General features: G+C 48.6%; 8 protein-coding genes. 5 read left to right on the forward strand and 3 right to left on the reverse strand.

Features of this window, described 5'->3' with window-relative positions; all coding sequences use genetic code 11:
* Positions 1 to 39 precede the first annotated feature (39 nt).
* Complete coding sequence (gene moeA / locus BM359_RS08155) at positions 40 to 1,269, reverse strand: molybdopterin molybdotransferase MoeA (protein ID WP_054488664.1); 1,230 nt, start codon at positions 1,267 to 1,269, stop codon at positions 40 to 42.
* 2 nt (positions 1,270 to 1,271) lie between these two features.
* Positions 1,272 to 1,919: a two-component system response regulator NarL gene (narL, locus tag BM359_RS08160; protein ID WP_054488662.1), complete on the reverse strand. Its 648-nt coding sequence runs from the start codon at positions 1,917 to 1,919 to the stop codon at positions 1,272 to 1,274.
* A gap of 222 nt (positions 1,920 to 2,141) precedes the next feature.
* Between narL and BM359_RS08165 the strand changes: the two genes are divergently transcribed.
* Complete coding sequence (locus BM359_RS08165; protein ID WP_054488660.1) at positions 2,142 to 3,473, forward strand: MFS transporter; 1,332 nt, start codon at positions 2,142 to 2,144, stop codon at positions 3,471 to 3,473.
* A gap of 9 nt (positions 3,474 to 3,482) precedes the next feature.
* On the opposite strand, the gene BM359_RS08170 is transcribed toward BM359_RS08165, so the two are convergent.
* Positions 3,483 to 5,279 (reverse strand): ATP-binding protein, encoded by a 1,797-nt coding sequence (locus tag BM359_RS08170; protein WP_054488658.1) that lies wholly within the window; start codon positions 5,277 to 5,279, stop codon positions 3,483 to 3,485.
* A gap of 313 nt (positions 5,280 to 5,592) precedes the next feature.
* On the opposite strand from BM359_RS08170, the gene BM359_RS08175 reads away from it, so the two are divergent.
* From BM359_RS08175 to narI, 4 genes are read left to right on the forward strand one after another with little or no spacing between them, the layout of a single operon-like run.
* On the forward strand, positions 5,593 to 9,312 hold the full coding sequence (locus tag BM359_RS08175; protein WP_054488656.1) for a nitrate reductase subunit alpha: 3,720 nt from the start codon (positions 5,593 to 5,595) through the stop codon (positions 9,310 to 9,312).
* A 20-nt stretch (positions 9,313 to 9,332) separates the two neighbouring features.
* Complete coding sequence (gene narH / locus BM359_RS08180) at positions 9,333 to 10,868, forward strand: nitrate reductase subunit beta (protein WP_054488654.1); 1,536 nt, start codon at positions 9,333 to 9,335, stop codon at positions 10,866 to 10,868.
* 5 nt (positions 10,869 to 10,873) lie between these two features.
* Complete coding sequence (narJ, locus tag BM359_RS08185) at positions 10,874 to 11,602, forward strand: nitrate reductase molybdenum cofactor assembly chaperone (protein ID WP_054488652.1); 729 nt, start codon at positions 10,874 to 10,876, stop codon at positions 11,600 to 11,602.
* A gap of 10 nt (positions 11,603 to 11,612) precedes the next feature.
* The gene (narI, locus tag BM359_RS08190; protein WP_054488650.1) at positions 11,613 to 12,329 is read left to right on the forward strand and encodes a respiratory nitrate reductase subunit gamma; all 717 of its coding nucleotides are present in this window, start codon (positions 11,613 to 11,615) and stop codon (positions 12,327 to 12,329) included.
* The last annotated feature ends 21 nt before the right edge of the window (positions 12,330 to 12,350 follow it).

The following is a 12,350-nucleotide window of genomic DNA, read 5'->3' on the forward strand; positions in this document are numbered from 1 at the left end:
CCATGTTTTGCGTCAGGCTGAATTGATTTTGGTCAACATTTACCGCAACAGTGAAGAAAAAGGCAGAATGGTGACTTCTTCGCCCGCACTCACAGGGTCGCGGTCCTGCTCTAGTCGGATAAAGCAGTTGGCACGTTTCAGTGTGCTTAACACGGCGGAGCTTTGCGAACCGGCACTGCTGACTTTAAGCTGACCATTGTTGTCCTGCTCAAACCAGCCACGCTGATAGTCGGCCCGGCCCGGACGCTTTTTCAAATATTCCGCCGCCGTTGCCTGATAAGATTCACTACTGATGTGTTTTTCACCGGAGAGATGCTTCAACACCGGCTGTGTCAGTTGATCCATGGTTACGGCTGCTGCAACCGGGTTGCCGGGTAAACCAAAGAACCAGGTGTCTTTAAGTTTGCCAAAGGCAAAAGGTTTACCCGGCTTCATAGCGACCTTCCAGAATGAAACCGAGCCCAATTGTTCTAAAGCGGTTTTGGTAAAATCGGCGTCACCGACGGAGACACCACCACTGGTTATCACTGCGTCGCAACTTTGTGTTGCGTCTTGTAATGCCTGGCTTATAGCTTCTAAGTCATCATTCAGCCTGCCAAGGTTAACAACCTCGACGCCCATTTTCTCCAGCATAGCCAGTAACAGATAACGGTTGCTGTCAAAAATTTGCCCGCTTTTCAGCTTTCCGCCGGGGGCTACTAATTCATCACCGGTTGAGAACACCGCAATTTTCGGTCTACGGTAAACGGCCACTTCCTCAATACCCAGCGATGCCAGCAAGCCAATATCAACCGGGCTTAAGCGTGTTCCCGTTGCTATCACTTCTTCACCCAGAGCAATATCGCTGCCCCGGCGGCGAATATTATCGCTTTCAGCGACATTCTGTAGCACGGTAATTTCACTTTTATCCTGATTAGCTTCAGTATTTTCCTGAATGATAACGGCGTCTACTGAATCAGGTATGGGGGCACCGGTCATAATACGAACGCACCCGTTTTCAGGGATAGCATCGTTATAAGGGTGTCCCGCAGCGGCAACTCCGACAACTTTTAAGCGAGAACCTTTCTTCGCTTCACTGCTGCGGACAGCGTATCCGTCCATGGCCGAATTATCATAACCGGGAACATCCAACGTTGAATTTACCGGCCGGTTGAGGATACGCCCCAGCGCTTCCGATAATTCAACCGTCTCTTTGTCAGTTATGGTTGAAACGGTATTGAGCATGTTCTCTAGTGCCTGCTCAACAGGCATTAGTGACGGGTTACTCATACTTATTCACCTTGTTGATTAACCATCCAGACTGCGGCCTCAACACGAGAGCGCAAGCCCAGCTTTTTCAGTAAGTGTTTAACATGCACCTTAACGGTACCATCGGATATGTCCAGCTCGCGGGCAATGACTTTGTTACTCATGCCTTTAGCAATTAAGCTTAGAATTTCATGCTCGCGGTTGGTTAAGGTACTCAATTGCGAAGTAGCAGACTGAGTTGGCTGGCGCAAAGCTGTAGCCAGTATTTCGGTGATGGCTTCGCTTAACACCATTTTTCCGGTCACTGCGCGGTGAATTTGTTCTAACAGAAGCTCGGGTTCCATATCTTTTAGCAAGTAACCGTCAGCGCCATTAGTAATAGCTGCCACCACGTCGTCGTCGGCGTCACTAACCGTGAGCATGATAATGCGCGATGTCACCCCGGAATCCCGAAGCTTTTTCAGGGTTTCTATGCCATCCATACCATGCATGTTGAGATCCAGAACAATCAGGTCGGGATCGTGCTCAGCAGCTAACTCCAGTGCGTCCGGGCCGTTACTGGCTTCGGCGACAACAGTCATGTCGTCTTCCATGGCAATCAGCTGTTTTAGTCCTTTTCGCAGTAGTGGATGATCGTCCACTAACATAATGCTGGCTGCTTCGGTTGTCATAGTCTTCTCCCTTGTGTACTTAACTCAGTTAGTTTGACATAGCTGGTGGTTAAATTCACCGCACATAGCCAGAACTTACACTTTTGAATAACGTTTTTACCCATAATTAGGTAAAGCATTACCCCATAATAACCCTAAAAGTAACTCTTGATGTGAGTTGTATCTAACCGGCCTTAGTAGCAAAGTCTTTAATCATAAAATAAAACGAATAACTGCGACGATATGGATAAAGCTTCGGCGACAAATACACTCAGCGACGTGCAGGGAAACCTCGGTTCTCACGCGGTTTTGCGCTGGCTAACGCTCAGTGTATTGTTACTTGGCGTTACCTTTTGGGCAAGCTGGAGTGTTATTGTCGTTCTGTTGGCAAAATCCAATGCCAACTTAACGCCCAGTCAGCTTATGTCATTAGTCGCTATAGCGGGTGCCAGTGGCGCTCTGTCCCGACTACTAGGTACTTTGGTTGTTAACCAGCTCGGGCGCTGGATGCCAGCTGTTATTGCAACCATTATGTTGCTGGTCAGTATTGATAGTTTTGTGCAGTTTTCAGATACGAACATTACTTATCCGGTGCTTGCATTATTAGCTGCGCTATCGGGTATTGGTTGCACGATGTTTGCGCCGGCATTTGATCTAACCCGCCAATATAAAGGCTCTTTGAATTTACCGTTGTCTATGAGTGTGGTTATTGGTATGACCATATTCTCTTTATTTCTGGCGCAGTTGGCGGTGCCGTTACTGGCAACCTGGCAGCCTGACGGAATGGAATCTTCTTTAGTACTGCAACGCAGTAGCGGGAACTTTTTCGCGCGTGTTGATGCCGGTGAGCCTATTCTGTTAAACAGTTTCAGTTGTGTCTGGGCTGTTTTATTCACTTTTACCGCTATTGTGAGTGTTGGTGCTGCATTATTTGTCCCGAAAAAGCAGTCGTTGCCTAAGGTAACCATACGAAAGCTTCTTACCCAAAACGGTCATGTCTGGTACTGCAGTATTCTCTATAACATGACTTTTGGCAGTTTTATTGGTTTTGCCATGGCGTTGCCATTGTTGCTTGAGTTTGTATTTGGTTACAGCACGTTAATTCTGGTCTGGATGGGACCTTTTGTCGCTTTACTGGCCCGACCTTTTGGCCGTTGGTTGGCCGGAATTTTTGGTGGTGCTCTGGTAACACAAATCAGTTTATTGTTAATGATGGTTTTTGGTGCGGTAGCCGGGCGTTATATGTATTTTGCTCAGCACGGTCCAACAGAAATTTATTTTGAACCCTTTTTTATCAGTATGCTGGGTCTGATTTTTACCAGTGCCTTAGGGAACGGGTCGGTAGTGGTGACTATGAGAAAGGTGTTTCCACGAACCTACACTCATAGAGTATTAATTTGGGCGGGTACCATCGCAATGTTGGGGGCGGTCTATTTGCCACTGCGCTTTGCCTGGGCGCTAAAATCGCAAAGCACCGATACCGTTTACATCGATTTTATTGTGTTCTACGTGATTGGTTTACTGCTGAACGGTTTTATCTACTTGCGCCGGCACGGCCAGTTCTATAACCCCTAGGCAGACCGGTTATTGCAACAGGTAGTCCGGGGTAAAGGAAAAGAGCACTTCTGTGCCTCCTGCAGCAAGCCGCGACATATTAATTTCACCACCTAAGTTACGGCTGCGCTCCTGCATAATGGCCAGTCCATAATGGTTAACCTTCTCTGCATTTTCCGGTAAACCGACACCGTCATCAGTAATTCTGAGTTCCACATCCTGCCCGCCGGGTTGCGAAAGGCTGATGTGAACCTGAGTTCCCTGGCTGTGGTTGACCGCGTTTTGGCTGGCTTCACGAATAATCTGCAGCAAATGAATTTCTTCATGCGGAGCCAGCGGTATGTTATTCAGACGGTAGTCCAGATTAATGGCCATGTCGCTTTGCTCAGTTAATTGCTTAACCGTAGTTTGCAGTGCGTTATAAAGGCCGGAACCGTCTACTTTCAGGCGGAAGGTAGTCAGTAGTTCACGCAGTTGACGATAGGCTGAATTTAAACCTTCACGAAGTTCGCTACTGACATCGTCAATAGTTGCGCGGTCGTTCTTTTCAATGCCTTTGTGCAAACGTGTCACCTGTATTTTGAGGTAGGACAGCGCTTGTGCCAGAGAGTCATGCAATTCACGGGCAATAACGGTACGCTCGTGCATCAGAGCCAGTCTGCGTACTTGCTCTTCTTCAGACTTGAGGCTTTGTGATAAGGCCAGTTGATCGGCGGTTGAACTCATCAGTTGTTGCTGCCAGGTAGCCAGCGGCTGGTTTTGCTCGCAACGTACAATGAGTACGCCGTAATTTTGATCTTCTCTTTTTAAAACAAAACGATAAACGAGTTTGTCCTGCATAACTGATGCGCCTGGTCCCGCCTTAATACAGGTAGCACAATCGTTGGAATCACAAGGGTCATGTGAATTCGGACGAGGTTGTAACTGTAGGAATGGGCGGCTGCCTTCCTCGGTTAAAAGACAAAGTTCTATGTCTTCCACTTCGCCAACTTCATAGAGCTTTTCTACAACTTGCTGATAGTTGTTGTAGTCGTAGCTGTGAACAATGATAGAGCGGGCGGTATCGTACAGAAAGGATAAAACTTTGTTCTTACGCGACAGTTCCTGGGTTTGTTGCTCCACCCGGCGCTCAAGACCGCCGTAAAAATAACTGACGGTTTCTGACATTTTATTCATGGTGCGTGAAAGCTGACCAATTTCATCTTCGTTATTGAGCTTAGATTTAGCGGTGAAGTCGCCTTGGCCTAAACGCTTAGAGACCGACAATAAATGCATGAGCGGCTGATCAATTTTGCGTTTTAGCACTGTCAGCAGAAAGAAAAAGATAGCAACAATGACGAAGGACGCCAGGGCCAGAGCACTGCGGACCGTCTCCATGCGGTGCTCTGAATGTTCCTGCAGTTGACCTACCAGAGTATCCAGTTGGTTAACGTAGTTATCGATGGCTTCATTTTGCTCTTGAGAGAAACTGACAAAGCCCTGTTCGGCAATACCCGTTTGAACACGCTCCCACTCTGTCCGGGCTTCCTCGGCCAACTGTTGAATGCTGCCACCAGCCTTAACGAAATGGCGATTAAGCAGAGGTTTTTCCCACAAGGTTCCAATGTCCTGAGCTGTTTGATTTGCCTGCTGGGTTTCACCGTTAGATAACTGAAACGCAAACTTATAGGCTTTCATGCGGTGCGAGCCGGCTACGTTGATAAGCTCAGCATCTTGTTCGGACTTCTCTAAAAGCCAAAATGCCGATAAAGAGGAGGCGCTGGCCACGATCACGATAAGCGCAAGCGAAATTCTAAAAACATTAATAATAGATGCGTTGCGTATCATTCCGGACCACATTCAGAGTAAAAATTCAGCTACATGATATAGCATTTCCAAAGGGGGAGACAACAACCGATAACTTTGGGCTACCTCTTTTTTACCACCTTTAGGGCTAATTAATAATCACTCTCAATTAGAACGAGAAAACTTCTTAAAAATCAGTCTATGCGAGCTAAACTCATATACCACCTTAGTGGTAGTTTTTAATGTATATCAATGAGTTATCTGATTTTTTGAACTGGCAAGTCGACTCAGGATCACGCACACTTCTCCCACATATCTATTTAGTTACTGTTAGACGTGGACTGGGAGTCTAATTATGAGTCGTCTGCTTGAAAAACTGCGTTTCTTTAAAACGCAAAAGCAACCATTTTCGGATGGACATGGTGTTACTACCGATGAAGACAGAACGTGGGAAAAAGGGTATCGCCAGCGCTGGCAGCACGATAAAGTCGTGCGTTCAACGCACGGTGTGAACTGTACCGGTTCCTGCAGCTGGAAAATTTACGTTAAAGATGGACTGGTTACCTGGGAAACCCAGCAAACTGATTACCCTCGGACACGTCCTGATTTACCAAACCATGAACCGCGTGGCTGCCCAAGGGGCGCCAGCTATTCCTGGTATATCTACAGCGCTAACCGCCTGAAGTACCCTAAAGTACGCCAGCAGTTAATGACGCTGTGGCGCGAAGCCAAGGAACAGCATAAAGACCCGGTGAAAGCCTGGGAATCAATTGTGACTGATCCTAAAAAAGCGAAAAGCTATAAAGAAGCGCGCGGCATGGGCGGCTTTATCCGTGCAGACTGGAAAGAAGTGAACGAAATTATCGCCGCTTCCAACGTTTACACCGCGAAGGAATATGGCCCTGACCGTATTAGTGGCTTTTCACCCATTCCTGCGATGTCGATGGTGTCATACGCCGCTGGCGCCCGTTACCTGTCCTTAATTGGCGCAAACTGCCTGAGCTTCTACGACTGGTACTGTGACTTGCCTCCATCATCACCACAGGTATGGGGCGAGCAAACAGACGTACCGGAGTCAGCCGACTGGTATAACTCCAACTACATCATTGCCTGGGGTTCTAACGTACCGCAAACACGTACTCCAGATGCTCACTTCTTTACCGAAGTGCGTTACAAAGGGACGAAAACCTGCGTTATTACTCCGGATTACTCCGAAGCCTCTAAGTTTGGTGATACCTGGTTAGCGCCACGTCAGGGTACTGACTCGGCTCTGGCTATGGCATTTGGCCACGTTATTCTGAAAGAATTCTACGTCAACAAACAAAGCCAGTACTTCCACGACTATGTCACTCGTTATACCGACATGCCAATGCTGGTTATGCTGGAGCCGGGTGAAAAAGTACTGAATCAGGGCCGTTTCTTACGCGCTGCCGATTTGGTGGACAACCTGGGTGAAGAGAATAATCCAGACTGGAAAACCATTGCAATTAATGAAAAAAATAACAGCCTGACCAGCCCGAACGGCTCTATTGGTTATCGCTGGGGACAATCCGGCAAGTGGAACCTGGAACAGAAAGATAAAGATGGCGATGTCGAGCTGCAACTGTCGCTTAAAGACAACAACGACGAAATTGTTGAAGTAGGCTTCCCTTACTTTGGTAGTGCTCCACACGAATACGAGTACTTCCAGCACACTGAGCACGACGAAATTCAGATTCGCAAAGTTCCGGCTAAGAAAGTCGAATTAGCGAACGGCGAAACGGCTTATGTGGCCACCGTTTTTGACTTAATGCTGGCGCAGTATGGCGTCGACAACGGCGTTAACGATGAAAACCGTGCTAAAGACTACAACGACGATGTGCCTTACACGCCTGCATGGCAGGAACACATTACCGGTGTAAAACCTGCGGATGTGATTCGTGTTGCAACTGAGTTTGGTCGTAATGCCGACAAGACCAAAGGTCGTTCCATGATCATCGTTGGCGCTGGTGTTAACCACTGGTACCACATGGACATGAGTTATCGCGGCATGATCAACATGCTGATGATGTGTGGCTGTATTGGTCAGTCCGGTGGTGGCTGGGCCCACTACGTTGGGCAGGAAAAACTGCGTCCGCAGACTGGCTGGACTCCTTTAGCCTTTGGTCTGGACTGGCAGCGTCCGCCACGTCATATGAATGGTACTTCGTTCTTCTACAACCATTCCGACCAGTGGCGCTACGAAAAGCTGGATATGAGCGAAATTGTCTCGCCATTGGCAAACAAAGATAAATGGCAGAGCACGATTTTGGATTACAACACGCGTGCTGAGCGTATGGGCTGGTTACCGTCCGCACCGCAGTTGGGTCAGAACCCATTGCGCGTTGTTGAAGCTGCTAAAGCTGCCGGTAAGGATGTTAAAGAGTATTTGGTTGAGCAGCTAAAAAGCGGTGATATTCGCTTTGCCTGTGAGCAGCCGGATGACCCTAAAAACTTCCCACGCAATATGTTCATCTGGCGTTCGAACCTGCTGGGTTCCTCAGGTAAAGGTCACGAATACATGCTGAAGCACCTGTTGGGTACTAAGCATGGACTGCTAGGTAAGGACCTGGGCGACTTTGGCGGTAAAAAACCAGAAGACGTGGAATGGGTTGATGAGGCGCCGGAAGGCAAGATTGACCTGCTGACCACACTGGATTTCCGTATGTCGACGACTTGTCTGTATTCAGACATCGTTTTGCCGACCGCTACCTGGTATGAAAAAGACGATATGAATACTTCGGATATGCATCCGTTTATTCACCCGTTAACAGCAGCCGTTGACCCGGTTTGGGAAGCGCGCAGTGACTGGGATATCTTCAAAGGTATAGCGAAAGAGTTCTCCCGTGCAAGTGAAGGGCACCTGGGTGTTGAACAAGACGTGGTTACCGTACCACTGCAGCACGACTCCCCCGGAGAGCTGGCACAGCCATACGGTGGTAAAGCCTGGTGGAAAGGCGAGTGTGAAGCTATTCCGGGCAAGACTATGCCGAACATTACCGTGGTTGAGCGTGACTACCCGAATACCTACAACCGCTTCACTTCGCTTGGTCCATTAATGGATGAGCTGGGTAACGGCGGTAAGGGTATCAACTGGGATACCAAGGAAGAGGTTGAATTCCTCGGTAAGTTAAACCGCAAGCACGTTGAAGAAGGCATTAACAAAGGACGTCCTAAGATTGAGTCAGCCATAGATGCCTGTGAAGTTATTTTGTCACTGGCACCGGAAACTAACGGTCATGTTGCCGTTAAAGCCTGGGCTGCGCTGGGTAAACTGACGGGTCGCGAGCATACCCATTTGGCGAAGCCGAAAGAGGAAGAGAAAATCCGCTTCCGCGATATCGTTGCGCAACCGCGTAAGATCATTTCTTCGCCAACCTGGTCAGGTCTGGAAGATGAGCACGTGTCTTACAACGCAGGTTACACCAACGTTCATGAGCTGATTCCATGGCGCACCATTACCGGTCGTCAGCAGTTCTATCAGGACCATGAATGGATGCGTGACTTTGGCGAAACCTTATGTGCCTATAAGCCGCCAATTAACCTGAAGACCGTTGCGCCGGTACTGAACAAACGTCAGAACGGTAACAAAGAGATTGTACTGAACTGGATCACACCGCACCAGAAGTGGGGTATCCACAGTACCTACTCCGACAACCTGTTAATGCAGACCCTGTCGCGTGGCGGACCTATTGTTTGGCTTAGCGAAGTTGACGCAAAAGCGGCCGGCATTGAAGACAACGACTGGCTGGACATTTTCAACGTCAACGGTGCGATTTGTGCTCGTGCGGTGGTGTCACAGCGAGTACCGGAAGGTATGAGCATGATGTATCACGCTCAGGAACGTATTTTGAACATGCCGGGCTCTGAGTTAACCGGTACCCGTGGTGGTATCCACAACTCAGTAACGCGTGTGGTTATGAAGCCGACTCATATGATCGGCGGCTACGCACAACAAGCCTATGGCTTTAACTATTACGGGACAGTTGGCTGTAACCGCGATGAATTCGTGGTGGTCCGCAAGATGGACAAAGTCGACTTCCTGGACACTGAATAATTCGGAGTGGGGACAACACGATGAAAGTAAGAGCTCAAATTGGCATGGTGCTGAATTTGGACAAGTGTATCGGCTGTCATACTTGCTCCATCACCTGCAAAAACGTATGGACCTCGCGTGAAGGGGTTGAATATGCCTGGTTTAACAACGTAGAAACCAAGCCAGGCATTGGTTTCCCGAAAGAATGGGAAAACCAGGACAAATGGAACGGCGGTTGGTCGCGCAATAAAAAGGGCAACCTGGAACTAAAAATTGGTAGTAAGCGCCGCGTGCTTGCCAATATTTTTGGTAACCCGGATTTACCTGAAATTGACGACTACTACGAGCCGTTCGACTTTGATTACCAGCACTTGCATACGGCGAAGCCGAGCAAGCACCAACCAACTGCGCGTCCACGCTCACTGATTACCGGTAAGCGGATGCAGAAAGTTGAGTGGGGTCCGAACTGGGAAGAAATTCTGGGTACGGAATTCGAAAAACGTAAGAAAGACAAGAACTTCGACGACGTGGTGCAAAAAGACATGTACGGTCAGTTTGAAAAGACCTTCATGATGTATTTGCCACGCTTGTGTGAACACTGTCTGAACCCGGCCTGTGTGGCGGCTTGCCCTTCCGGCGCAATTTATAAGCGTGAAGAAGACGGCATTGTTCTGATTGACCAGGACAAATGTCGCGGCTGGCGTATGTGTGTATCGGGTTGCCCGTACAAGAAAATTTACTACAACTGGAAGACCGGTAAATCTGAAAAATGTACGTTCTGCTATCCGCGCATTGAAGCCGGTCAGCCAACCACATGTTCAGAAACTTGTGTGGGTCGTATCCGTTACTTAGGTGTGTTGCTTTATGATGCGGACCGCATTGAAGAAGCGGCAAATACACCAAACGAGCAGGATCTGTACGAAGAACAGTTAGGTATCTTCCTTGACCCGCATGACCCTGAAGTTCAGGAAGCGGCGCGTAAAGAGGGCATTGCTGAAAACTGGATCACGGCTGCACAGCGCTCACCGGTTTACATGATGGCAATGCAGTGGAAAGTAGCACTGCCGCTGCACCCTGAGTACCGTACGCTGCCAATGGTTTGGTATGTGCCACCGCTGTCGCCAATTCAAAGCGCGGTCGAAGCAGGCCACGTGGGTATGGACGGTGAAATTCCGGATCTTAAATCGCTGCGTATTCCGCTGCGTTATCTGGCTAACCTACTGACTGCCGGTGACGAGAAACCCATTGTTCGCGCACTGGAGCGAATGATAGCCATGCGCTCGTACAAGCGTTCAGAGCATGTTGACGGCGTTGAAGACTTAGCGGTTCTGGAGCAGGTAGGCCTGACCAAGAACCAGGTAGAAGAAATGTACCGTTACATGGCGTTGGCCGATTATGAAGACCGCTTCGTTATTCCGACCAGCCATCGCGCTTATGCTGAAAACGCATACGACGTTAAAGGCGGCTGTGGCTTTACCTTTGGTAATGGCTGTAGCGACGGAAACAACGGTGTGAATCTGTTCGGCGCTAAGAAAGAGTCGGTTCGTCAAGTCATTCCTGTGACCATGAAGGAGTAATCAGCATGCAGGTATTACAAGTTATTTCGTTATTGCTGGATTACCCCAAACCCGAGCTTGTAGAAGCTCGGGCGGAGTTAGAGCAAATGATTCAGCAGTCGCCTTTAAGTACTGACGATAAAGCGGCGCTGGAGGCCTTTATTGAGCACCGCACCAGTATGTCATTGATGGACTGGCAGTCGGAGTATGATGGACTGTTTGAGCGTGGCCGCGCTCTGTCACTACTTTTGTTCGAGCACGTACATGGAGAGTCGCGTGACCGTGGCCAGGCGATGGTTGATTTAATGAACCAATATAAAACCGCTGGTCTTGATTTAGGTGTGAAAGAACTGCCGGATTACATTCCGCTGTATCTGGAATTCTTGTCCACCCAGGGCGATGAAAATGCCCGCCTGGGCTTAGAAGAAGTTGCGCATATTCTGGCACTGCTTACAGCAAGGCTTGAACAACGCGGCAGTAACTACTCACTTTTATTCCAGACACTGTTGAGTATCTCTGGTGTACAGATTGACCTTGACGATGTGCGTCAGCAAATTGCTAATGAGAAGCGCGATGACACCAGCAAAGAACTGGACAAAGTGTGGGAAGAAGAAGCGGTGACCTTTGCCGGCAATGATCAGATGCAGGGTTGTCCAACGGCGCAGAACCGGCCTTCGGAAGGTCAGCGCCGGGATCAGTACGTGCCATTGAACACCGACGATTTATCACAGCCGCGTAAAGTGTCGGGTATTTAAGGAGATTACCATGAGCTATCTAAATATGTTGGCCTTCGGCGTATACCCTTTTATTGCCTTGGCTGTCTTTTTCATCGGAGCCTGGATCCGTTATGACCGTGAGCCATACACCTGGAAAACGGCATCCAGCCAAATGCTGGAAAGTAAGCAACTGCGAAAAGGTAGTTTGCCGTTTCACGTTGGTATTCTGGGGATCTTCTTTGGTCACCTGGTGGGATTGCTAATGCCAAAGCCTGTTTGGCACATACTGGGTGTTAGCAATGAGGCGAAACAGTGGCTGGCAATTATTGCCGGCGGTATCTTCGGCTTAATTTGTTTATATGGGTTGGCTATTCTCATTAACCGCCGCATGAACAACGTTCGTGTGCGTGCTACCAGCACCAGAATGGACATACTATTGCTGTGGCTATTGTTAGCACAATTAGTTTTAGGGTTAATTTCAATTTATTACTCTGTAAACCATGTGGTGCATGGCGCAGAAGGGGAGAAAGCGGGCGTTATGCTGATGCTGATGACCTGGGCACAGAACATTGTGACGCTTGACCCGGTAGAAGCAGTAGCGGCTATCAGCAACCCTCAAATTGAATGGGTATTTAAACTGCATGTATTCCTCGGAATGACTATTTTCTTAGTCTTTCCGTTTACCCGACTCGTGCATATGTTCAGCGCGCCTGTTCAGTATCTTACTCGTCAGCACCAGGTTGTCCGTAAAAAATTCGCTCGCTAGTTGTAGAGTTATCGAGAGGGG

This window comes from Idiomarina abyssalis (assembly GCF_900116625.1).
Taxonomy (GTDB): domain Bacteria; phylum Pseudomonadota; class Gammaproteobacteria; order Enterobacterales; family Alteromonadaceae; genus Idiomarina; species Idiomarina abyssalis.